Annotated in this window: 20 protein-coding genes; 17 read left to right on the top strand and 3 right to left on the bottom strand. The window is 52.0% G+C overall.

Going from position 1 to position 24,611, the window contains the following annotated elements:
* Window positions 1-158: 158 nt before the first annotated feature.
* Both ACOBQJ_RS16275 and ACOBQJ_RS16270 read right to left on the bottom strand, forming a co-directional pair.
* The gene (locus tag ACOBQJ_RS16275; RefSeq protein WP_421072834.1) at window positions 159-983 is read right to left on the bottom strand and encodes a hypothetical protein; all 825 of its coding nucleotides are present in this window, start codon (window positions 981-983) and stop codon (window positions 159-161) included.
* Window positions 984-1,009: 26 nt separating this feature from the next.
* Entirely contained in the window at window positions 1,010-1,357 is a 348-nt protein-coding gene (locus ACOBQJ_RS16270; RefSeq protein WP_421072833.1) for a hypothetical protein, read from the bottom strand.
* Window positions 1,358-1,870: 513 nt separating this feature from the next.
* Here ACOBQJ_RS16270 and ilvE point away from each other — a divergent pair.
* The 17 genes from ilvE (at window position 1,871) to ACOBQJ_RS16185 (ending at window position 22,697) form a co-directional block, all read left to right on the top strand.
* The gene (gene ilvE / locus ACOBQJ_RS16265) at window positions 1,871-2,755 is read left to right on the top strand and encodes a branched-chain-amino-acid transaminase (RefSeq protein ID WP_421072832.1); all 885 of its coding nucleotides are present in this window, start codon (window positions 1,871-1,873) and stop codon (window positions 2,753-2,755) included.
* A gap of 148 nt (window positions 2,756-2,903) precedes the next feature.
* Window positions 2,904-4,571, top strand: a complete 1,668-nt coding sequence (gene ilvB, locus ACOBQJ_RS16260) for a biosynthetic-type acetolactate synthase large subunit (protein ID WP_421072831.1) — start codon at window positions 2,904-2,906, stop codon at window positions 4,569-4,571.
* A gap of 50 nt (window positions 4,572-4,621) precedes the next feature.
* Window positions 4,622-4,990: a four helix bundle protein gene (locus ACOBQJ_RS16255; RefSeq protein WP_421072830.1), complete on the top strand. Its 369-nt coding sequence runs from the start codon at window positions 4,622-4,624 to the stop codon at window positions 4,988-4,990.
* 61 nt (window positions 4,991-5,051) lie between these two features.
* Complete coding sequence (gene ilvN / locus ACOBQJ_RS16250; RefSeq protein WP_421072829.1) at window positions 5,052-5,573, top strand: acetolactate synthase small subunit; 522 nt, start codon at window positions 5,052-5,054, stop codon at window positions 5,571-5,573.
* Complete coding sequence (gene ilvC / locus ACOBQJ_RS16245) at window positions 5,573-6,565, top strand: ketol-acid reductoisomerase (protein WP_421072828.1); 993 nt, start codon at window positions 5,573-5,575, stop codon at window positions 6,563-6,565. The genes ilvN and ilvC overlap by 1 nt, the downstream gene beginning before the upstream one ends.
* A gap of 327 nt (window positions 6,566-6,892) precedes the next feature.
* A complete protein-coding gene (gene ilvB, locus ACOBQJ_RS16240) occupies window positions 6,893-8,554 on the top strand; it encodes a biosynthetic-type acetolactate synthase large subunit (RefSeq protein ID WP_421072827.1) in 1,662 nt (553 codons plus the stop codon).
* 18 nt (window positions 8,555-8,572) lie between these two features.
* Window positions 8,573-10,147: a 2-isopropylmalate synthase gene (locus ACOBQJ_RS16235; RefSeq protein ID WP_421072826.1), complete on the top strand. Its 1,575-nt coding sequence runs from the start codon at window positions 8,573-8,575 to the stop codon at window positions 10,145-10,147.
* A complete protein-coding gene (leuC, locus tag ACOBQJ_RS16230; RefSeq protein ID WP_421072825.1) occupies window positions 10,128-11,390 on the top strand; it encodes a 3-isopropylmalate dehydratase large subunit in 1,263 nt (420 codons plus the stop codon). Before ACOBQJ_RS16235 ends, leuC begins: the two co-directional genes overlap by 20 nt.
* 2 nt (window positions 11,391-11,392) lie before the next feature.
* Complete coding sequence (gene leuD, locus ACOBQJ_RS16225) at window positions 11,393-11,884, top strand: 3-isopropylmalate dehydratase small subunit (protein ID WP_421072824.1); 492 nt, start codon at window positions 11,393-11,395, stop codon at window positions 11,882-11,884.
* A gap of 296 nt (window positions 11,885-12,180) precedes the next feature.
* Window positions 12,181-13,254, top strand: a complete 1,074-nt coding sequence (gene leuB, locus ACOBQJ_RS16220) for a 3-isopropylmalate dehydrogenase (protein ID WP_421072823.1) — start codon at window positions 12,181-12,183, stop codon at window positions 13,252-13,254.
* A gap of 330 nt (window positions 13,255-13,584) precedes the next feature.
* The gene (gene cimA, locus ACOBQJ_RS16215) at window positions 13,585-15,219 is read left to right on the top strand and encodes a citramalate synthase (protein ID WP_421072822.1); all 1,635 of its coding nucleotides are present in this window, start codon (window positions 13,585-13,587) and stop codon (window positions 15,217-15,219) included.
* Entirely contained in the window at window positions 15,200-15,700 is a 501-nt protein-coding gene (locus ACOBQJ_RS16210) for a GNAT family N-acetyltransferase (RefSeq protein ID WP_421072821.1), read from the top strand. The genes cimA and ACOBQJ_RS16210 overlap by 20 nt, the downstream gene beginning before the upstream one ends.
* Window positions 15,701-15,824: 124 nt before the next feature.
* Complete coding sequence (cdaA, locus tag ACOBQJ_RS16205; RefSeq protein WP_421072820.1) at window positions 15,825-16,661, top strand: diadenylate cyclase CdaA; 837 nt, start codon at window positions 15,825-15,827, stop codon at window positions 16,659-16,661.
* Between the two features lie 5 nt (window positions 16,662-16,666).
* Window positions 16,667-17,620, top strand: a complete 954-nt coding sequence (locus tag ACOBQJ_RS16200) for a YbbR-like domain-containing protein (protein ID WP_421072819.1) — start codon at window positions 16,667-16,669, stop codon at window positions 17,618-17,620.
* A gap of 123 nt (window positions 17,621-17,743) precedes the next feature.
* Window positions 17,744-19,081 (top strand): phosphoglucosamine mutase, encoded by a 1,338-nt coding sequence (glmM, locus tag ACOBQJ_RS16195; RefSeq protein WP_421072818.1) that lies wholly within the window; start codon window positions 17,744-17,746, stop codon window positions 19,079-19,081.
* Between the two features lie 674 nt (window positions 19,082-19,755).
* Entirely contained in the window at window positions 19,756-21,585 is a 1,830-nt protein-coding gene (gene glmS / locus ACOBQJ_RS16190; protein ID WP_421072817.1) for a glutamine--fructose-6-phosphate transaminase (isomerizing), read from the top strand.
* Window positions 21,586-22,190: 605 nt separating this feature from the next.
* Window positions 22,191-22,697 carry a hypothetical protein gene (locus tag ACOBQJ_RS16185; protein ID WP_421072816.1) on the top strand — a complete coding sequence of 169 codons (507 nt, stop codon included), beginning with the start codon at window positions 22,191-22,193 and terminating at the stop codon, window positions 22,695-22,697.
* A 206-nt stretch (window positions 22,698-22,903) separates the two neighbouring features.
* Here ACOBQJ_RS16185 and ACOBQJ_RS16180 read toward each other — a convergent pair whose 3' ends face one another.
* Complete coding sequence (locus ACOBQJ_RS16180; RefSeq protein ID WP_421072815.1) at window positions 22,904-24,532, bottom strand: ankyrin repeat domain-containing protein; 1,629 nt, start codon at window positions 24,530-24,532, stop codon at window positions 22,904-22,906.
* Between the last annotated feature and the right edge of the window lie 79 nt (window positions 24,533-24,611).

Below are 24,611 nucleotides of genomic sequence, written 5' to 3'. Positions count from 1 at the left end.
ATACTCGGGCCACTTCAGCTTTAGTATTTCCTTGATCTTGTTAGATGAATGCCTCATATTCTAATGTTAGCATAATATGGACAATCTTGCCATCACAATCAAAGTATACTTTCCTAAACAATAAAAAAAACCGCCTTATGGCGGTTTTGCCCAATATGCTATTTTTTTTCCTGCTCTTTATCTTTTTCTGCGGCGGATGGGGCCGCTTCCGGCACTGAAGCCATGCCGGGGGAGGGGCTTATAATCGGCCCGCCGCTGGTTATGGGGCCTATTGCGGGGGTGGTCCCGATACCCACGCCAGGGTTAAAAATGGGGGTGCCGGACCCGAAACTGGGGAGATTTGGCCCGTAAGTTGTGCCGGGGCCAAATATGCCGCCAGGCCCCATGCCGACACCGCCGCCGGCGCCTGCACCGGGTGCGGGGATGCCCATGCCGGGCCCCATGCCCATGCCGGGTCCCGGGGCCATGCCGGGGCCGGGAAGCATACCCGGGCCGCCAAAGGTATCAGACCCGATATTTACACCCGGGCTGGTCCCGATAGAAGGGCCAATGCCGATAGGGGGGCTGGGAGTGGGAACAACAGGAGTGGGAGTAGGACAGGGTTCGATTGGGTGGCATGGCATACCGGGGCAAAAACCGGGGCAGGTCACGCCAGTGTATAGCGGGCAGGGTCCTCCCATTACAGGCATAAATCCCATTTCCGGGCCAAAACCAGCGCCGGCGCCCATGTCCGGACCCATACCGGGCAAGAACATGCCCGGCTGCATCCCGGTTTCAGGATAAGGCTGCGCGCACGGGTCACAGGTGCTGCAGAGGACATTGTTCCAAAACATCGCCTCATGCAGTTCCTCACTGATTAAATGCAGGACCATATTCCTTGCCGCCTCGTCCGGGGCCAGTATGGCCAACCGGGCCAGGTGGCATATTTGATGCAATTCCGCGTTTATTATTTGTCTCACATTGTCACACCATGTTGGCATCAAAACAATAACCTCCTTATTATAATTATCTATTTTTCTTGCTTGTCACCCGCGGCGTAGAAATTAGGCGGCATGAAAGGCGGTAGTTGAACGGGTGGCGGGTCACCGGGCATAAAAGGCATGGCTGCCCCAATTCCATAAGCGGCCGCGATGGCGGCAAGCGCAGCGGCCTGGTTGGCCTCCTGGGCGGCCATCATCGCGATCGTCCTCTGCAGGCAGGGTGTGGGGGCGCACTGGGCAAGTGCGCAATACAGCGCCGCCTCGTTCTGCTCATGCATGGCAATGGCGTCAAGGAGTGAGCCCGGATCCATGGGACACATACCTGTCATGTGGTCGTTCATCATGGCTTCAGCCTTGGCCTCAGTCTTATTATCCATATTTTATATTCCTCCTGATCACTTTTTTACATAATATGTGAAAATATTTATTGTGGTTACAATTTCCAAAGGTCCACCTTTCTTCGAAATTTGTAATAATATAAAGGGACTAATTAAATTATAACTTGACACTTTTGGGGGATTTTTGTATACTGAAAAACAGTTATATTGGCAAAAGCTATGAAGGGGACCAGGGTCTGCCGGCAGAGCTTCAGAGAGCCGGGTTAGCTGAAAACCGGCGCTTTTAGGCAGGTTCCGATATCACCCCGGAGTCGCAGGCTGAAAATTAGAGTAAGCCGGGCCGGTTCAGGCATCCGTTATAATGCCGTGCTTTTTGAAGCACTATAAGAGGCTTCCTCTTTTGGAAGCAAGCAGGGTGGTACCGCGCAAGGTTTCAACCTCTCGTCCCTGACAGTTTAGAGAGCTGTCAGGCGAGAGGTTGTTTTATTTCTAACGCCTTAAAATATGAGATTTTAATGTAAGTATTATATATTCATAGGGGGAGTTGTTCTTATGATCGTATACCTGAACGGTGAATTTGTACCAAAAGAGAAAGCGGTTGTTTCTGTTTTTGACCATGGACTGCTGTATGGTGACGGAGTTTTCGAAGGCATCCGGGCGTATCACGGCAGGGTTTTCAAGCTGGGTGACCACCTGGACCGCCTTTATGACGGGGCCAGGGCGATTAGCCTGAATATACCTGTAAGCAAGGACGAAATGCAGGAAATTGTGCTGGAAACACTACGCCGCAACAACTTGAGTGACGCCTACATCCGGCTGGTAGTAACCAGGGGCCCCGGAGACCTGGGCCTTGACCCGCGCAAGTGTCCGGAAGCTTTTATCTTCTGCATAACCGCTTCTATTGTCCTTTATCCTGACGAGTTGTATAAAAAAGGCATGTCGGTTATTTCCGTGTCTACCCGCCGGAACATACCCACCGCCTGTATCCCGAGGGTTAAGTCATTGAACTACCTGAACAACATTTACGCCAAGATGGAAGCCAACCTTGCCGGCATGCCCGAGGCAATCATGCTGAATAATGAAGGATACGTTGCTGAAGCGACCGGAGATAATATTTTTATCGTGAAAAAGGGCGTTTTAATTACGCCGCCTTCCTCCGCCGGCATTCTGGAGGGGATTACCCGCAACGCGGTCATGGATATAGCCCGCGAGAAGGGGATCCCCGTTGAAGAGAAAATGTTTACCATGTATGACGTCTACACGGCCGACGAAGTTTTCCTTACAGGCACCGCAGCAGAGGTTATACCTGTCATTAACGTGGACGGGCGAATTATTGGCGACGGCAAGCCCGGCCAAATGACATGGGAACTGATTACTGCTTTCCATGAGCTTACCAAGGTAGACGGCCCCCTTATTTACCCCGCGGAGGGTGCTTAAAATAGCAATATCTTTTTTTAATTAAAAACGGGCGAATGGCCGGCCGTGTACCGGCCATTTTTTTATAGAGTATAAAGCGCTCAAAACATTTATAGCGGCAGGCTCTCCTTAACTGGGAAAGGGAGTCTTTAAGGAAGGAATGACTGGCATGAGTGTAGTAAAATTATCTGGAGCGGAAATTTTATTAAAAAGCATAGAGGCCGAAGGGGTAGACACCATATTCGGGTATCCCGGAGGCCAGGCGCTGCCGATTTACGACGCGCTTTATGATTCAGGCATCCGGCATATCCTTGCCCGCCACGAACAAGGTGTCGCCCACGCGGCGGACGGTTACGCCCGGGCTACCGGCAGGCCCGGAGTCTGCCTGGCTACTTCCGGCCCCGGCGCCACAAACCTTGTTACCGGTCTTGCAAACGCGTATATGGACTCTGTGCCCATGGTAGCAATCACCGGACAGGTCACACGGTCCTCACTGGGTAAGGACTCCTTCCAGGAAGCTGACATCACCGGCATCACCATGCCTATCACAAAACACAATTTTTTGGTCAAAGACCCTTCCGAGCTGGCCATGACGGTAAAAGAAGCGTTTTATATCGCCACTACCGGCCGGCCCGGCCCGGTGCTGATCGATGTTCCAAGTGATATTTCACTGTCTCAAATTGATTACAAACCGCCGGGAGAGATTAAACTGCCCGGATACAAACCTGTGCCGGATATCGACGTGAAGCAGGTAATTGAGGCGGCCGAAGCGATAGCATGTTCAAAACAGCCTCTTATATATGCGGGCGGCGGCGTGGTTATTTCCGGAGCGCACGACGAATTGCTCAGGCTGGCCGAGATGCTGGCGGCGCCGGTTACCTGTACCCTGATGGGGCTGGGGGGATTCCCCGGCAACCACCCGCTTTCTCTCGGCATGCTGGGGATGCACGGCACCAAGTACGCCAACTTTGCCGTTTGTGAATGCGACCTGCTAATTGCCGTGGGGGCGCGTTTTGACAACCGGGTGACCGGCAAGCTGGAGACGTTTGCCCCAAAAGCGAAGATAATTCATATTGATATAGACCCGGCCGAAATCGGCAAAAACGTGAAGGTCGACATCCCCATTGAGGGCGATGTCAAGGCAGTGCTGGGCCGGCTGCTGGAAGTGCTCCGGCCGAACCTGGAAGACGCCTGGCGGGAAAAGATCAAAGCCTGGAAAAAAGAATACCCCTTGAAATACTGTGAAAGCGGCAACATAAAACCGCAGTATGTAATCCAGGAAATATACAACCTCACAGAGGGCAACGCCAGGATTACCACCGAGGTGGGACAGCACCAGATGTGGACTGCACAGTATTACTCTTTTACCAAACCGCGTTCCTTTATCACCTCGGGAGGCCTCGGCACAATGGGGTTCGGCCTGCCCGCGGCCATCGGCGTCCAGGTGGGCTGCCCGGACGAAGTGGTATTTGACGTAGCCGGCGACGGCAGCATCCAGATGAATATCCAGGAGCTTTGCACCGCGGTCAATTATGATCTCCCCGTCAATGTGGCAATATTAAATAACGGCTATTTGGGTTTGGTCAGGCAGTGGCAGGAGATGTTCTACAACCGGAGGTATTCTCAAAGCGAACTGCTCAACCCCGATTTCGTAAAGCTGGCTGAAGCCTACGGGGCAATCGGGATCAGGGTGGCCAGGAAGGAAGAGGTTGTGCCGGCGCTGAAAAAGGCGATCCAGGCCAAAAAACCGGTTATGATAGATTTTATTATTGACAGGGAAGATAACGTCCTGCCCATAGTTCCTCCGGGCGAGTCGCTGGACAACATGTTGGGATAATATGAGACGTGGGATATGGGACGTGAGACGTGGGAAAAGGGAAATGAGATGTGAATAATGTGGTTACCGGATATGGCAATCTTGAAGTCTATAAGAGCGCATTTGGTTTAGCAATAAAATTGCATAAAATCACATTGTTATTCCCTGATTACGAAAAGTATGAATTAGGCAGCCAATTAAGAAGAGCAGCAGTTTCAGTGGCATTAAATATTGCAGAGGGATACGGAAGGAAAGATTCTTTAAAAGAGTTTCAACATTATCTTAGAAATGCTTTGGGTTCATGTAATGAAGTGTGTGTTTTACTCGATATAGTTAAAGCTCTCGGATATATTCAAGAAGCTTCTTATAAGGAAGTATTTGAGGAATATGACATTCTCGGAAAACGAATTTATCGCTTAAGAGAAAAAAATATTAAATAAATCGGTTTTTCTCACGACTCACGTCACACGTCTCACGACAAATTATGGGGGGTTAAAAAAAATGAGGCATACCCTGGCTGTATTGGTAGAAAATAATCCTGGAGTGCTTGCCCGGGTCGCGGGGCTTTTCAGCAGGCGCGGCTTCAACATCGACAGCCTGGCTGTGGGCCGGACGGATAATCCCTCCGTATCGAGGATGACCATCGTGGTCGAGGGGGACGACAGGTATTTAGAGCAGGTGAACAAGCAGCTCCACAAGCTGGTGGACGTTATAAAAATCAGCGATATCACCAGGGATGCCTATGTCGACCGGGAGCTGGTCCTGATTAAGGTCAACGCCGACGCTTCAAAGAGGGCGGAAATAATGCAGCTGGTGGATATTTTCCGAGCCCGCATTGTGGATGTAGGCCCCAAGACCCTGACTATTGAAGTAACCGGCAATGACGGAAAAATAACCGCTTTTGAAGACTCGCTGCGCCCATTTGGAATCAAAGAACTGGTCCGCACAGGCAAAATCGCCATGCTGCGGGGGTTTAAAGCCAGTTCTAAAAATCATATGAATAAAGAGGAGGACGAAAGCTAATGCCAAAGATTTACTACGACCAAGACGCGGACCTAAACTTATTGAAAGGTAAGACCATCGCAATTATCGGGTACGGTAGCCAGGGCCATGCCCAGGCGCAAAACCTCCAGGAAAGCGGTCTCAATGTAATCGTCGGACTGCGCCGGGACCTGCCTGACTGGCAAAAGGCAGAGGCTGACGGGCTCAAGGTAGTGACTGTGCCCGAAGCGGCAAAAGCGGGAGACATCATTCAGATCCTGGTCCCCGACGAGCTTCAGGCCGGAATCTACCAGGAGCAGATCGAGCCGTACCTGGAGGAAGGCAACGCGCTCATGTTTTCCCACGGATTTAACATCCATTTCGGCCAGATCGTGCCTCCGGCCAATGTCGATGTATTTATGGTAGCCCCCAAGGGACCGGGTCATATTGTGCGCAGGATGTATACGGAAGGCAAAGGCGTGCCCTGCCTGATCGCGGTTTACCAGGACTACAGCGGCAAAACCAAGGACATCGGCCTGGCTTATGCCAAGGGTATTGGCGGGACCAGGGCGGGCGTTTTTGAGACCACCTTCAGGGAAGAGACCGAGACCGACCTGTTTGGCGAGCAGGCAGTGCTCTGCGGCGGCGTCACCGAGCTGATGAAAGCCGGCTTTGACACCCTCGTGGAAGCGGGTTATGCTCCTGAGATAGCTTATTTTGAGTGCCTGCACGAAATGAAGCTGATCATTGATTTAATTAATGAGGGCGGACTCAACCTGATGCGCTATTCCGTCAGCAACACCGCTGAATACGGGGACTACATAGCCGGCCCGCGCATTATCACTGAAGAAACCCGCAAAGAGATGAAGAAGATCCTGTCCGAAGTGCAAAACGGCGAGTTTGCCAAGAGATGGATCCTGGAAAACAGGGCCGGCCGCCCGGCATACAACGCCATGAAAAAGAAAGAAAGCGAACACCTGGTCGAGCAAGTCGGCGCCGAACTGCGTAAGATGATGCCCTGGCTGAAGAAATAGAAGTCGGTCGTCGGACGTCAGACGTCAGAATAAAATCAATCATTTTCACAGGGTTAACAGGATTAAGGATAAAGAATTATTTTCACAGGATTAACAAGATTTAAAAGAATTATTTTCACATGATTAACAAGATTGGCAAGATTAACAGGATTAAATTTAAAACTAAAATTAATATATAAATTAAATTAAGGCAATCTCGTTAATCTTAAAAATCCTATAAATCATAATATAAATTAAATCTTTATTTAAGAAATCTTGTTAATCCTATAAATCCTGTAAATCTGGTGAAAGTGTTATTAGCCCACGACTAAATTGGGGGAGTTAGTTTTGGAAATTACTGTTGCGGAAGCCCTTGTCAGGTGCCTGGAGCAGGAAAACGTGGAAATTGTGTTCGGATATCCGGGCGGAGCGGTACTGCCTGTCTACGACGCCTTGAATAATACCAGCATCAAGCATGTCCTTGTGCGGCATGAACAGGGCGCCGCCCACATGGCGGACGGCTACGCCCGGGTTACCGGGAAGGTCGGCGTGTGCCTGGCCACATCAGGTCCCGGCGCGACCAACCTGGTAACCGGCATTGCCAACGCTTACATGGACTCCGTGCCCATGGTGATCATAACCGGCCAGGTGGCTACCAGCATGGTGGGGACAGACGCGTTTCAGGAAGTTGACATCACAGGCATCACCATACCCATCACCAAGCATAATTTCCTGGTAAAAGAACCGGCACAGCTGCCCTCGGTGGTCAGGAAAGCGTTTCTCCTGGCTTCCACCGGCCGTCCGGGCCCGGTGCTGATAGACCTGCCAAAAGATGTGGCCCAGGCTATAATAAAGTTCAGGTATCCAAAGACAGTGGATTTGCCCGGGTATAAACCAACCGTCAAAGGGCATACCGCAATGGTGCAGCAGGCAGCCAAAATTATGATGGGGTCCGAGCGTCCGGTTATATACGCCGGCGGTGGCGTGCGGATCGCCAACGCCGCGCCTGAGCTGCTCCAGCTGGCGGAAACCATCTGCGCCCCGGTGACCCATACCCTGATGGGGCTGGGTTCCTTCCCGGGCGACCATCCTCTTTTTCTGGGCATGCTGGGGCTGCACGGCACCCGCTACGCCAACCAGGCGGTTACTGAGAGCGACTGCCTGATAGCTGTCGGCGCGCGTTTTGACGACCGGGTTGTCTCCAAAATAAGCGGCTTCGCTCCCACTGCCAAGATTATTCATATTGACATAGACCCTGCTGAAATAGGCAAAAACGTCCGGACCCAGCTGCCCATAGTGGGCGATGTGAAAAACGTCCTGGGGGCAATCCTGCAGCACCTGGAAAAGAAGCAAAACAACTCCTGGGTGCAGAGGATCTGTAAGCTTAAAGAGGTTATGGCGCTGCGGTATAAACAGGACGGCACTTTAAAACCACAATTCGTGGTGGAAAAGCTGAACGAGTTTAAGGAAGACAGCGCCATTGTGGTCACGGACGTGGGGCAGCACCAGATGTGGACGGCGCAGTACATGCGATTTAACGAGCCGCGCTGCTTTCTGTCTTCCGGGGGGCTGGGGGCGATGGGATTTTGTCTGCCTGCCGCCATAGGCGCCCAGATGGGAGCGCCGGACAGGAAGGTAATCCTGGTGGTGGGCGACGGAGGCATCCAGATGACCATGCAGGAACTGGGCACCGCCGCCGAGCAGAAGCTGCCGCTGAAAATTTTTATTTTGAACAACAACCGCCTGGGTATGGTCCGCCAGCTGCAGGAATTTTACTGTGATAAAAGATATATAGCCGTGGACATGAATTTCAATCCCGATTTTGCTGAACTCGGGCGGCTATACGGGATGGAAGGGTATACCGTCGAGACCCCGGAGCAGTTAGTGGAAATACTGCCGCGAGTTTTAAACTCTGACGCGCCGGTAATGGTTAACTGCCTTATCGACCGTGAGGAAGACGTGCTGCCCATGGTCCTGGACGGTTACAACATAGATGAGGCGATAGGCTGAGATTGACAGGGAGGAATTATGAGCCAGCGTGTTTATATTTTTGACACCACCTTAAGGGATGGAGAACAGTCACCCGGCGTAAGCCTGACCGTGGGCGAAAAGGTCCAGATAGCCAAGCAGCTGGCCAGGCTTGGTGTCGATATTATAGAGGCTGGTTTCCCGATCTCATCGCCGGGGGATTTTGAATCCGTCAGCGCCATCGCGCGCACGGTCAAGGGAGTCACCGTGGCCGGCCTTTCCCGGGCCGAGTCCAAGGACATAGACAGGGCCTGGGAAGCTGTGCGCCACGCCGAGCAGGCCAGGATACACACTTTTATCGCAACGTCGGATATCCATTTAAAATACAAGCTGCGCATGACCAGGGAGCAAGTGCTGGAAGCGGCTGTGGCGGCGGTTAAGCGGGCCAGGTCGTACACCAGCGACGTCGAATTTTCCGCGGAGGACGCCTCAAGGTCGGATTTTGACTACCTGTGCCAGGTTATCGCCGCGGCCATCGCCGCCGGGGCCACGACTGTAAACATTCCCGATACGGTCGGTTACGCCGTCCCGGGCGAGTGGGGCGGGCTGATCAATGATATCTGCCACAAGGTGCCCGGGATTGAAAAAGTTATAGTAAGCGTTCACTGCCATAACGACCTGGGCCTGGCCGTGGCCAACTCGCTGGCCGCTGTCATCAACGGCGCCCGGCAGGTGGAGGGGGCTATTAACGGCATCGGGGAGCGAGCCGGCAACGCCGCCGTCGAGGAAGTGATCATGGCCCTGCATACCCGCAAGGACAACCTGGGGTACCATACCGGCGCCCGCACCGAAGAAATTTACCGGACCAGCAGGCTGGTAAGCACTCTGACCGGGATGAGAATACAGGCCAACAAGGCCATAGTGGGCGACAACGCCTTTGCCCACGAGGCCGGCATACACCAGGACGGTATGCTGAAAGAACGCACCACCTACGAGATTATGAACCCGGCCATGGTCGGCATCAGCAGGAGCAACCTGGTGCTGGGCAAGCACTCCGGGCGGCATGCTTTCCGCCAGAGGCTGGAAGACATGGGCTACTTCCTATCCAAGGAAGAACTGAACAGCGCTTTTGCCAGTTTTAAAAAGCTTTCCGATAAAAAGATGAATATTACCAGCGAAGATATCGAAGCGATCATTGAGGAGCAGCTAAGCAGCCTCCCTCATTCATACACGCTGGAGTACCTGCACATTTCCAGCGGCACCGCCGTCGTGCCAACCGCTACAGTCGGCTTAAGGCGGGACGGGCAGCTTTTTGAAGAGGCGGCCTGCGGCAACGGCCCGGTGGACGCCATCTGCAAGGCGGTGGATAAAATTACCGGGATCAACTGCACCATGATCAACTGGGGTATCAACGCTGTCACCTCAGGTAAAGACGCACTCGGTGACGTTAACCTGAAAATTACCACGGACGGGGTAAAGGTCTTCATGGGCCGCGGTATAAGTACCGATATCCTGGAGGCAAGCGCCAAGGCATACTTGAACGCTGTGAACAAGTTGGTCTATGCGAGCCAGACAGCCGCCACTGAACAGGCTGGGAAAAAAGAGGTGGATACTGATGCCGATGACAATAACTGAAAAGATCCTGGCCGCTCACGCCGGCAAAGAGCGGGTTGCGCCCGGGGAGCTGATCAACGCCCGGGTCGACCTGGTGCTGGGAAACGATATCACCGCGCCGGTCGCCATCAAGGAATTCAATAAAATAGGGGCCGCAGGTGTCTTTGACCGTGAACGCATCGCTCTGGTCCCGGACCACTTTACCCCCAACAAAGATATAAAGTCAGCCGAGCAGTCGAAAAGTATAAGGGAATTCGCCAGGGAGCACGAAATTGTCAACTATTTTGAGGTGGGCAGCATGGGCATCGAACACTGCCTGCTGCCGGAGCAGGGTTTGGTAGGCCCTGGCGACCTGGTAATCGGAGCAGATTCACACACCTGTACTTACGGCGCCCTGGGCGCCTTTTCCACCGGCATGGGCAGCACCGATATCGCGGCCGCCATGGCCGTCGGGGAAACCTGGCTGAAAGTGCCGGAGTCGATCAAATTTGTTTTTGAAGGCGAATTACAGCCCTGGGTCGGCGGCAAGGACCTGATCCTGCGCGTCATAGGCGATATCGGCGTTGACGGGGCCCTGTACAGGGCCATGGAGTTCACCGGCCCCACAATTGAAAAGCTATCCATGGACGGGCGTTTCACCATGTGCAACATGGCCATTGAGGCGGGGGCGAAGAACGGCATAGTCCCGCCCGACCAGGTAACCAGGGAATATATTGAGGGGCGCTGCAAGCGGCCGTTCAATTTTTATCAAAGCGATCCGGACGCCCATTACGCGAAGGTCTATAAATATGACGCCACAAAGATAGAGCCGCAGGTGGCTTTTCCGCACCTGCCGGAAAACAGCCGGGCTGTAAGCGAGGCAGGCAAGGTTGATATCGACCAGTCGGTAATCGGTTCATGCACAAACGGGCGGATCGAGGACCTGAGGATAGCGGCAAAAGTGCTGAAGGGCAAAAAAGTCCATCAAAACGTGCGCCTGATCATATTCCCGGGGACGCAGGAGATTTACCTGCAGGCCCTGGGGGAAGGCCTGATTGAGGCCCTGGTCAGGGCCGGCGCCGCGGTCAGCACGCCCACCTGCGGCCCCTGCCTGGGAGGCCACATGGGCATACTGGCGAAAGGCGAGCGCTGCATCGCCACCACCAACCGCAACTTTGTAGGCAGGATGGGGCACCCCGAGAGCGAGGTCTACCTGTCCAACCCGGCGGTTGCCGCCGCCTCGGCCATTCTTGGACGCATAGCCGGCCCGTGGGAGGTGGAGTAACTATGGAGCTGAAAGGAAGGGCGTGGAAGTTTGGCTCGGACGTGGATACCGACGCCATCATACCGGCCCGTTACCTCAACACGTCGGATCCGGCCGAACTGGCCGAACACTGCATGGAGGACGCCGACCCCTCCTTCCCGCCGGACTTTAAAACCGGTGACATATTTGTGGCGGGCAAGAATTTCGGGTGCGGCAGCTCGCGGGAGCACGCGCCGATAGCCATTAAGGCTGCAGGAGTTTCCTGTGTCATCGCCAGGACTTTCGCCCGTATTTTTTACCGCAACGCCTTTAATATCGGCCTGCCCATATTTGAATCGCCCGAAGCGGCCGAAGACGTGCGCGACGGTGACGAGCTGGCGGTCGACGCCGACAGCGGCACAATAACCAACCTTACCACCGGCCGGACCTATAAGTCCGCCCCGGTGCCGCCGTTCATGCAGGAAATCATCGCCGCCGGCGGCCTGATCAACTACGTCGCGGCCAAGATTAAGTAGGAAAAGAAATATCACTGGATTTACAGGATTTATAAGATTAACAAGATTTCAGAAATAAATTTGAGAATTTAAATTATATAAATTTAGTCCTGTTAATTCTTAAAAACGCTTCTATCGTTTTGAGGAATAATAAACTCAAAATAATCTAATACAGGATAAAGGATTTTCAAGATTAACAAGATTAAATAAGACGTGAGACGTGATAATTGTAGGTGCGGCTTTAGCCGCACATCTTTGGCGGGATAAATCCCGCCCTACACAAGATCTGAAGAGTCTATTAAGAAGAAGGATTAAATATGTACAAAATTGCTGTTTTGCCCGGTGACGGGATCGGCGCCGAGGTCACCGCGCAGGCTGTCAGAGTGCTGGAAGCAGTAGGGCGCCGTTTCAACCGGGAGTTCACCTTTACTGAAGGCCTGGTCGGCGGGGCCGCCTATGACGCCGCGGGGACCCCACTGCCCAAAGATACGCTGGAACTGTGTCTTGCCAGTGACGCCATCCTGTTTGGCGCCGCCGGGGGCCCGAAGTGGGACTCCCTGCCCGCGCACCTGCGCCCGGAAGCAGGCGGGATCCTTTCCCTGCGCAAGGAACTGGGCCTCTTTGCCAACCTTCGCCCGGTCATGGTTTTTTCGTCGCTGGAAAACGCCTCCACCCTCAAGCCGGAAGTTGTGGCCGGAGTCGACCTTCTAATTGTCCGCGAACTGACCGGCGGCCTGTATTTTGGCAAAAAATTCAGGGAAAAACTGCCTGACGGTGGTGTCAGGGCGGTTGACACGCTGGAGTACACAGCAAATGAGATAGACCGGATCGTCCGTGTGGCTTTTGACCTGGCCAGGAAGCGGAAGGGTAAGGTCACCTCCGTGGATAAGGCCAATGTACTGGAAAGCTCGCGACTCTGGCGGGAGGTCGCTTCCGCAGTCGGGCGCGACTACCCGGATGTCGGCTTGGACCACATGTATGTGGACAACTGCGCCATGCAGCTGGTCAAGAACCCGGGCCAGTTTGACGTCCTGGTAACTGAAAACATGTTCGGAGACATCCTCAGTGACCAGGCCTCGGTCCTTTCCGGTTCACTAGGCATGCTGGCCTCTGCCAGCCTGGGGGGCAGGACGGCGCTGTACGAGCCGGCGCACGGTTCCGCCCCGGATATTGCCGGGCGGCAGCTGGCCAATCCTATCGCCTCCATCCTTTCCGCGGCCATGCTCCTGCGCTTTTCGCTGGATATGGGTAAGGAAGCCGGCTGTATAGAGAAGGCAATCACAGATGTGCTCAACCTGGGATACCGCACCGCCGACCTTATGGAACAAGGTAAAACCGCGGTGAATACGGTTGAGATGGCAGATTTGATTATAGAGAGAATGTTAGGTTAGATTTGTTGCCTTTATCGTTCAATGTAACCAGACATAGGAATGGGGACACATCAAATAAGACGTGAGATATGAGACATGAGACGTGAGGATGCAAGACAGATATTAAGGGTTAAAGACCCGAAAGGAATGCATGAATTCCACGTCCAACGTCTCACGACCCACAACTCATATAATGTCCCCGATTGGAAAGCACACGGGGACGGTTCTCGTGTGCTAACGATATAAAAAATGCGACAGTAAGAACCGTCCCCCTTGTCGCAAGAACCGTCCCCATTGTCGCAGGCGTCCACCTTGTCGCAGAAATTTAATTTTCAGAATGGTGTGAAATTTATGCGGTTTGTTCAAATCTACGATACGACTCTGCGCGACGGCTCACAGGCCGAGGGCATATCCTTTTCCTGTGAAGACAAGATTAAAATAGCCCTGAACCTAGATAAAATGGGCTTTCATTATATTGAGGGCGGCTGGCCCGGCTCCAACCCCAAGGACCTGGATTTTTTTACTTCTATCCGGGGGCATAAGTTAAAGAACTCGAAGCTGGCTGCTTTTGGATCAACCCGGAAAGCCGGGATAAAGGCGGAAAACGACGCCAACATCAAGTCCATTTTGGATACTGGCGTGCAGGTGGCCACTATTTTCGGCAAGTCATGGGATTTCCATGTCACCAAGGCCCTGCGGATCACCCTTGAAGAAAACCTGGCCATGATCAGGGACACCATCGCCTGCCTGAAAAGCCGGGGCCTCGAGGTGATCTACGACGCCGAACACTTCTTTGATGCCTGCAAGGCCAATCCTGAATACGCGCTCAGGACAATCGAAGCGGCAAAAGAAGGCGGCGCCTCAACCGTCGTTTTATGCGACACTAACGGCGGCAGCCTGCCTTTGGAAATAAAAGAAATGGTGGAGCTGGCGGTGGGCAGGCTGGGCATTCCGGTCGGCATCCACGCCCACAACGACACCGACGTGGCCGTGGCCAACTCGCTTATAGCTGTCCAGGCCGGCGCCGTCCAGGTGCAGGGCACGGTAAACGGCTATGGCGAGCGGTGCGGCAACGCCAACCTCTGCTCCATCATCCCCAACCTCACCCTGAAGTGCGGGATAGAGACCATTCCGCGGGAAAACATCGCGCATATTACCGAGATGTCCCGCTTTGTCAGCGAAGTAGCCAATGTCAACCCCAATACCCACCAGCCTTACGTCGGGGCCAGCGCCTTTGCCCATAAGGGCGGCGTGCACGTGAGCGCGCTGTTAAAAGACTCAAGGTCGTATGAACACATAGAGCCGGAACTGGTGGGCAACCGGCGCCGGGTGCTGGTTTCCGAGCTGTCGGGGATTTCCAATATGCTGTACAAGTATAAAGAGCTGAACCTTAATATTGACCAGCAAAACCAGGAAGGAAAGCGCATCCTTGAAGAGATCAAGAACATGGAAAACAGGGGCTTCCAGTTCGAAGGGGCGGAGGGTTCCTTTGAGCTGCTGCTGAGAAAGGCTTATGACGGGTATGTGGAGCCGTTTACCCTGGAGGCCCTGCGGCTGCTGGTCGAAGTCAAGCAGGACGGAGGCGCTTATTCCGAAGCCATCATTAAGATGAGGGTCGGCGAGAAGGTCGTGCATACCGCCGCGGAAGGCAACGGCCCGGTAAACGCGCTGGACAACGCCCTGAGAAAAGCGCTGGAGAGCTTCTTCCCGTGCATCAGCACGATGCGCCTGACCGACTACAAGGTCAGGGTTATTGATGAAAGTGACGGCACCGGGGCCATCGTGCGCGTGCACATTGAGACCGGTGACGGGCAAAAATCGTGGGGCACGGTGGGTGTATCGGAAAACATCATCGAGGCCAGCTGGCAGGCGCTGGCGGACAGCCTGGCGTTCGGCTTGCTGAAAGGCGAAAAGTACATCGATAAAGGCGTCGGCAATATTGCCGGCAGCAACCATACGGGGGATAATGATGATCCGCAGGTGTAAAGAAAGCGAGACGGAAAATATCTTCAGTATTATCAATGACGCCGCCAGGGCTTACATTGGCGTTATACCCGCCGACCGCCTGAAAAACCCATACATGCCCATGGATGAGCTGCGCCATGAAATAAACAGCGGCGTCGAATTCTGGGGCTGCGAGGAAGATAACGAACTGGTTGGCGTAATGGGCATCCAGAATGTGAAAGACGTGACTTTGATCAGGCACGCCTACGTCCGCACAGCCAGGCGGAACCACGGTATAGGAGCGGCGCTGCTGTCTTACCTGCGCACAATGACTGGTCGCCCGATCCTGATCGGCACCTGGGCGGACGCTTCCTGGGCCATCCGCTTTTATGAAAAGAACGGTTTCAGGCAGGTCTCCCCGGAAGAAAAGGACCGGCTGCTCAAAACTTACTGGACGATCCCGGACCGCCAGGTGGAAACTTCTGTAGTTTTGAAAGAAAATGATAGATCAAATCCCATATAATCTCGCCAAAATATAGGGGTTCCCTGCAGGAAACAGCTTCCCGCTTCCCGAAATAGGGTATTGCGGGTTTTTTGTAATATAATGGAGACATAATATTCCTTGTAAGATAAGGGAGGTTTGACTTTTGGAGCAGTTCTGGCTCCCAAGTCTCGACTATTTAAAAGCAATTGTAAAGTTCAACCTGAGCAGCGTCATAGATATCCTGATCGTCGCCTATTTGATGTACAGGCTGATGCTGCTGATCAAAGGCACCAGGGCGGTCCAGCTGCTTAAAGGTCTGGCTGTCTTGCTGGTGATAACCGCCTTTGCCAGCCTGTTTAACCTCTACACCATAAACTGGCTGCTCGGCAAGTTGATGACCGCGCTGGTGGTAGCCCTGCCGGTCGTATTCCAGCCGGAGTTGAGGCGGGCGCTGGAAAAGCTGGGGCGCGGCAGGTTTTTAAACCATACCACCCTTAGCTCCTACGGTGATATCGACCAGGCCAAGGTTATCGCTGAGATTTGCAGGTCAGCCACCGTGCTGTCCAAAAACAGGATGGGCGGCCTGATCATTATTGAAAGGGAAACCGGCCTGGAAGAGCATATCGATAACGGTGTCAAGATCGACGGCCTGGTAACCGCCGAGTTCCTGGTAAACATTTTTGTGCCGAAAACACCGCTGCACGACGGCGCGGTGATTATCCGGGGCGACCGTGTCGCGGCGGCCGCTTGTTTCCTTCCGCTGAGTGAGAACCCTCACCTTTCCACCGACCTTGGCACAAGGCACCGGGCGGGGATCGGCATCACCGAGCATTCCGACGCGGTGGCGGTAATTGTATCCGAGGAAACCGGTTCCATTTCACTGGCTGTCGAAGGGGTCCTCAACAGGCACCTGGACGAGGCCGCGCTTTCTAAAAGGCTGTCGGAGCTTTTATATTACCGGTCCGGCCATTCGCTGTCAGCATTACTGCTCAGGAGGTAGACACATTGGCCCAATTTAACTGGCGCAACAATTCCCTGATGCTCCTCTCGCTGCTGCTGGCCTTTGCCCTGTGGCTTTACGTCAGCAACGAACAAAACCCGCTGCGGGATAAAGTTTTGACTATAGAGCTGGAACAAACCGGCCTTGAACAGGGCCTTATAGTTACCGGAGGTGTGCCGGACAGCGTCACGGTGAAAGTCCAGGGTAACCGCAGCCAGCTGGCCAACCTTGTCCCGGCTGATTTCAGGGCTGTGGTGAACATACCCGCGGGAAAAACCGGTGATTTGACATTGCCAGTGCAGGTGAGCACACCGACTGGAATGCGCGTGACCCAGGTTACCCCTGATATGGTCAGCATGTTTATCGACACCGTCACGGAAAAAGAGGTCGCGGTCGCGGTCAGCTTGAGAGGAGAGCCGGGTCAGGGTTTCACCGCGCTGGCCCCGTTTTACCAGCCTAATACAGTGGTCGCCAGGGGGCCCTCCAGGGTAATTAGCGGTATCAAACAGGCTACAGCTTTGATCGATATACAGGGAGTTGTAAAAGACGTGGAGCAGTCCCTCCAGGTCAGCGTGGGAAATTCCGATATAACTCTTAGCCCCGCAACGGTCAAAGTGGTGGTGCCGATTGTCGCAATGGTGCCGGCCAAAACTGTACCTGTCCTGATCGCGGTGACCGGCAGCCCGGCCGAAGGTTATTACGTAAAAAGCTCTGTTTCCGACCCGGCCACCGTGCAGCTGTCCGGGCAGCCGGAGGCCCTCAGCACAATTACCAGCATAAAAACAGAAGCTGTTGATATCACCGGCGCTGACAAGAACATTACCAGGGAGGTGGGACTGGCAGTCCCGCAGGGGGTCAGCGTCCAGCCCGGCCGGGTCAAGGTGCAGGTTGAAGTGGTGAAAGGTGAAGCCCCGCCCCCACCGCCGGGTGACGGTGGCGATACAACACCAAAAACTTAGTTTTCGAGCCGTTTAAATTGTCAGACTTCCGGTTGATAACATAATATAAAGAGAAATTGACAACCGGAATGTGCGAAGTTTATAATAAGTTGTATTTTTTCCGCTGGGAGGAGACGCTTTCTAATGGGAGTAATGTTTGGCACCGACGGGGTCAGGGGCGTTGCAAACCGCGACCTGACGCCGGATACAGCTTTTAAACTCGGCCGGGCCGGGGCTCATATATTAGCCAGGTGCTGTTCCAACAACAGGATCGTGATAGGCAGGGATACCAGGGTTTCCGGCGATATGCTGGAGGCCGCCATGGTGGCCGGCATTTGTTCCGCCGGAGTCGACGTCTTAAAAGTAGGGGTATTACCCACGCCCGCCATAGCCTTTCTGACAAGAGAGCTGAAAGCGGCTGCCGGGGTGGTGATCTCCGCTTCCCACAACCCAGTGGAAGACAACGGGATAAAGTTTTTTGGCGCCAGCGGCTACAAGCTCTCCGACGACACCGAGGCGGAGATAGAAGCCCTGGTTATAGATAACTGCGCCGGTGTAATAAGCCCCGTCGGCGGAGAAGTTGGGCGGGTATACGAGGTGCGTGACGCGGCGGACCGCTATGTCAAATTCGCCTGCGGCACTATTGCCACCGATCTGAAGGGGCTCAAAGTCGTGGTCGATTGCGCCAACGGGGCGGCCTGCCGGGTGGCCCCGCGCATCTACAGCGAGCTTGGCGCGGAAGTAACGGCGATTTTCAATCATCCCGACGGTATTAATATCAACAGCGGGTGCGGCTCCACCCACCCTGAAGCTTTGATGGAGGCCGTTGTCTCGGCGGGGGCCGACCTGGGCCTGGCCCACGACGGCGACGCCGACCGCGTGCTGGCCGTTGACGCCAGGGGCAGGCTGATCGACGGGGACCAGATCATGGTTATCTGCGCGCGCAATTTAAAAAAGAAAGACTGCCTGGCGGAAAATACGGCTGTAGTAACTGTCATGAGCAACATGGGACTGCACCTGGCGATGCGGGAAAGCGGCATCCGGGTGTTGGAAACAAAGGTCGGCGACCGCTATGTGCTTGAGGAGCTCCTGCGTTCGGGGGCCAGGTTCGGCGGCGAACAGTCCGGCCACATCCTGTTTTTGGACCACAACACAACCGGAGACGGCATCCTGACCGCGCTGCACCTCCTCGCCGTGATGAAAGAGGAAGGCCAGCCGCTGGATATACTTGCCGGCCAGATGGAGCGGCTGCCCCAGCTGCTGGTGAACGTGCAGATTGCCGATAAGGACCTGGTCATGAACAGCCCTGTCCTGGCCGGGGCCATAAAGGAAGAAGAGCGAAAGATGGGCGGCAGCGGCCGCATCCTGGTCCGCCAGTCGGGCACGGAGCCCCTGGTGCGGGTAATGGCCGAGGGAAGGGATATGGATCAATTAAAGGATATTGTTGAGAGGCTGTCGAATATAATATTAGAGATAGGGTAGTTTTCCAGAATAATCCTGCATAATATATTATATAGCTGCACCGCTCACATGAATGACTATAATTTTAGGAGGTGTTCCTACAGGGAAACAGCACCATACATCTCATCAAAATAAATAAAAGCGCCAGAACCCAGATATGGGACGTGGGAAAATGAGACGTGAGACGTGGGTATATCCTGCATTTCTCTTTGGTCTTTCAAACATTGTGTTACAAATCTCATATGTCCTTCTGGGTTGACGAGGAGGGGGTTAATCGAAATTTCGGCGGGTGCCCCCCGGTCCGGCCGGACCGTTAACAGCATCACAAAACCACCGGGTAACTGGTGGGACAGAAGTGCCAGCGGCCAGCAGCGGCTTTACAGGTGGAGTGTTGCCTTTTTTAAAATGCCAAAAACGATCTAACGCCGTGGCTTTATAGCGCCCGGCTTTTCTATTTTCTGACGGTGCTGTCGAAAAGACTCATCTGCTGCGTTGCGGCAATGATTTTTCGCTTCAACGTACCAAGATTCGGACGTCATTCGTATATGAAGGATATAGAAAGACATTATAGATAAACTCAAATGTCAATAAGCCTGACTACTGACTACTGACGACCGACTACTGAATTGGGCAGCCCCGGAACTGTAGGTGCGGCTTTAGTCGCACATATCTGGTAAACATGAGGAGGAATAAACATGTGTGGTATAGTGGGATACATCGGCCCCAAAGAGGCCGTTTCCATCCTGGTTGAAGGACTGGAGAAGCTTGAATACCGGGGTTATGATTCCGCGGGTGTCGCCATTACCGGCAACGGCAGCATTGAAATATTAAAAAAAGAAGGCAAGCTGAGAGCCCTAAAAGATGAGCTGAACGGGCAGACATACAGCGCCAACGTGGGCATCGGACATACCCGCTGGGCGACCCACGGCAGGCCTTCGGATGAAAACGCGCACCCCCATACGGACTGCACCGGGAAGATCGCCGTGGTCCATAACGGGATCATTGAGAACTACCTTTCCCTGCGGGAATGGCTCCAATCCCAGGGTCACGTTTTTAACTCCCAGACCGACACCGAGGTACTGCCCCACCTGATCGAGGAATTTTACGAGGGTGACCTGCTGGAAGCGGTGCTTAAGGCGTCATCAAAACTGGAGGGCTCTTTCGCCCTGGCCGTGGTGTCCTCGCACGAGCCAAATAAACTGGTGGCCGTCCGCCAGGACAGCCCGCTGGTAGTCGGGCTCGGCGAAGGGGAATATTTCCTGGCTTCGGATATCCCCGCGCTGCTCAGGCATACCCGGTTTACTTACATCCTCAACGACGGCGAGATAGCTGTGCTCGAGCCTGATCGGGTCAGGGTCATGGACCGGCAGCGCAATAAAATTAATAAAAAAGTGCTTGAAGTCAAATGGGAAGCCGAGCAGGCCGAAAAGGGCGGGTACGACCACTTTATGCTGAAGGAAATACACGAGCAGCCCAAGGCCCTGCGCGACACTTTCAGCGGGCGTATAGCCGCGGACAATTCCAGGGTTATCCTGGACGAAGTGAAAATCACCCCGGAACAAATCAGGGGTTTGAAGAAAGTCTTTATTACAGCCTGCGGCACCGCTTACCACGCCGGGTTTGTGGGCAAATACGTCATAGAAAGGCTGGTCCGGCTGCCGGTGGAGGTCGATATCGCCTCGGAGTTTCGCTACCGCCAGCCGATTATTGAGCCGGGCACACTGGTGATCATAATCAGCCAGTCCGGCGAAACCGCCGATACCCTGGCCGCGCTGAGAGAAGCCAAGCGCCAGGGGGCCCATGTTATCGCCGTGACCAACGTGGTGGGTAGCTCCGTTTCCCGGGAGGCCGACGACGTTATCTATACCTGGGCCGGCCCGGAAATCGCCGTCGCTTCCACCAAGGCTTACACCACCCAGCTGGCGTCGATGTACCTGATCGCCCTGCACCTGGCCACCGTGCGCGGCACGATTGCGCCTGGGGAACTGGGCGGGATCCTGTCAGAGATGAAACAGCTGGACGCCAAGGCCCAGCTGCTTGTTGACAATTCAGTGGAGATCAGGGATTTCGCCGAGGAAATTTGCTCCTCCAGAAGCCTGTTCTACATCGGGCGCGGCCTGGACTATGCCGTGGCCATGGAAGGCTCCCTCAAGCTGAAGGAAATCTCCTACATCCACGCCGAGGCTTACGCGGCCGGGGAACTGAAGCACGGCACGCTCGCCCTTATCGAAGACGCTGTCCCGGTGGTGGCCCTGTGCACACAAAAGGACCTCTACGATAAAACAGCCAGCAACATCCAGGAGGTTAACGCCCGGGGCGCCTCCGTGCTGGCCCTGGCCATGGAGGGCTTCAAGGAAGTGGAAAAAGTGTCCGACAAGACCATTTACATTCCGGAAACCCATCCGCTCCTGGCCCCGATACTGACCGTGATCCCGCTGCAGCTGCTGGCCTACCATACCGCGGTGGCAAGAGGCTGCGACGTGGATAAGCCGAGGAATTTGGCCAAGAGCGTGACGGTGGAGTAGGTGTAGTAATATGTAGTTCCTAGTTAGTTAATCAATTATTCAATTAATGTGTAAGTTTGTGTTGTTTCTCTCTCATAACAACAACTGACAGTTGTTCTCACAACAAGTGACAGTAGATGCCAAAAAACCACTCGTTTGGATACGGGTGGTTTTAAATATTCGAGCCTGTTAAATTTGTGTTACCCTGGATATTGGTTGATATCCTGGGTAACATTGTTTCTTCCGCCAAGTTTACGATTTATACCGGTTGGTAAGGCCTGCATTAGCAAAGAGGTAATCATTGGACGGAAAAAGAATTCACAACACCTAAGTTCCCTAAAATGACAATGTTTTGCAGGATATCCAAACAAAAAGGCAGAAGCATACAACTAAGTTATCATTATCCATTGCCAAATTGATCCATGAATTGTGTGATTGAGGTGTGAAATATGCTTTTTATACTTTATTCAGTCTTTATAGTACCATTTTTATTATGCACAGGTTTAGTATATATACTTACTTCTAAAATGGGAAAACAGAATCGTATAATGTTTTGGGGAATATACTTGGCCGTTATCTCAATTTTACTTTACATTCATTTTAAGGATGATTACTACTACCAGTACGTGGATCTCGAACGCATTGAAAAGATAGAGATAACGGAGGATTTACCTACCATCTGGGATTTCCAACAGGAAGGGATGACATTTGATTGGAGCCGTGCTCCTGAACTTGATTTTAAAGGAGGGCCGACAGAGCATCTCGAATTTCTTACATCAAGTCATAGGCTTTCAAGAACTAATGTTAGAATGACTTTATATAAAGACAGAGAGAAAGCGGCCGAAGGTTATCTATTCTATAAAAACTTTAATCATAACCGTACTCAGTTTGAAAAAGTAATCAACGCTAACGACGCGTATTGTATAAGTAAGGTAAAAAGAATGCGCGAGGAAGATTTGGCTGGACTTGTAAAGATGAATCAGTATCTTTCAGAAGTGGTATTTGTAAAAAACAACCTTGTTGTATCTATCTATTCCTATTACGATGATAATACGGGCAGCGACAAACAGGTTGTAATCGACATTGTAGCGGATTATTTGGAAAAGAAAGCCGCCAAGGAAAAGACGCTTTAGTTAAAGGTTAGCAAAAAATACATTGGGTTAAGTGTTATCATCATCATCAATAACAACTAATTACAATAAATTTGATACTTGAAAGCCCCTCCATGGGGCTTTCTCACTTTGGACTTTATAACTTATCCGGAAAAACAGATTGAAGATGGTGAAATGTCAGACGTGATTTCCATTGCTTACGAGGCCTATTATTTGGATATGTTTTTTCACTCTTCAGAATAACCAGGAATCCACTCAAATGAGTCAATAATTCCTTCAAAAATCTTAAGATATTCAGGATATTTATCTGTTTCAGCGGTATAGGTAATTCTATAAGCTCTATTATCCTTAATTGTACATATTGTTAAATATTTTAGACTCAATTCTCCTTCTTTACTCGTTATAATTATTTTTTTAGCGGGTGTTCCGGCCAATTTCGTTTCACTTAATTCAACAACATTAAAATCAGAATATTTTTTAGATAACGCCAGACCAGAGTCAACATATTCGTCAAGTGTAGTTTGTTTATCATTTACTAATTCACCAATGATTTCAATGTTATCCGAATATACATCTGACGAATTCTCTTGATTAAAGTAAAATTTAACTGTGTTATTCCTTTCCTTTTTAAACAGTTTTTCCGGATATTGAATTTTAAACCCACGAGTTTTATCAATATATGGTAAGTAGCCGTTATTGTGTTCTGCTCCTGATTTTTGCAAAAGATTAATGATATCTGTGTATCCCCTCATTTTAGCAATGATTAGGGCGGTTAACCCGTCGCTGCTTTCCATATTGGGATCCGCGCCGGATTCAAGAATAAATTTCACTAACTCATGATTGTTACGTGTGGCAGCGATCATTAGTGGTGTTCTGTCATCATAAAATGCATTTATTTTTGCCCCTGCTTTAATTAATGCTTTTATCATTTCTGTTTGATCTGGGCCACTCCACATAGCATGATAAATAACAGGATATTCACTTTTACCTTTGAAATTGGGGTCGGCGCCGCCGTTCAGCAAAGCCTTAACCACTTCAGTACGGCCGCTGTTAACTGCTGAGTTGAGCGGTGTCCAGTCAACTGAATAATTATTATTTGGATCTACCCCCGCTTCCAGCAAAACTTTAACGGTATCTGCCTGGTTATCTCCCTGCTCTCCAAAGATAGCAGATGAAAGTACAGTAGAGCCAAATTTTTTGTTTTTATAATTAACATCTGCCCCAGCAGCTATTAAAGCTTTAACAGTATCTGTATCTCCTTTTCCTGAGGCAAACATTAAAGCCGAATTTCCATTTTGAGATGTATTTGGGTCCGCACCTGCGGTCAGTAATTTTTCTACCGCGCCGCCATGACCTTCCTTGGCCTCAGCAAGCAAGAATTCGTTGAGTTTTGTTTTATTTAATGCCAGGTAATTATCTAAAATCTTATTTTTGGTGCCGGAAGTGGAAATGAGAACTGCTTGAAAATCCTGGTCCCAATTTACGGTTGCACCAAAAGCCTCACCCACAAAACGAAGCGGGACCATTGTGCGGCTTTTTATTATCTTCGCCGGAACATCGAGCACAATTGGCTCCCCGTTTTTGTAAGCAGGGCCATCTATTATGAGACTAATTGTAATATCACCTTTTTTAGCTGTGACTGTTTGTGTATCTTTATCCCATTGCACATCGGCGCCCATGGCTTCAAAAATATTCCGGAACGGAACCAAAGTCCGGTCGTTTTCTACTATAATGTGCTGACCGGAATCAAAAGATATTATCTTATCATCAATAATTACTAGCGGTGAGGCCAAGGCGACACCGGCAAAAATAAGATAAATAAAAATAATCATAGATGAAATTAAAATCTTCCACATACTAATAATCCCCTTTCAAAATAAAACGGAACGCTTTTGTCGTCCCATTGCTGTAGTTATAGTAAAATTATACCATAAA

Source organism: Pelotomaculum propionicicum (genome assembly GCF_048984525.1).
GTDB classification, from domain to species: domain Bacteria; phylum Bacillota; class Desulfotomaculia; order Desulfotomaculales; family Pelotomaculaceae; genus Syntrophopropionicum; species Syntrophopropionicum propionicicum_A.
Note: the sequence above shows the minus strand (reverse complement) of the source record. Positions and strands in the feature narration are given on the sequence as shown.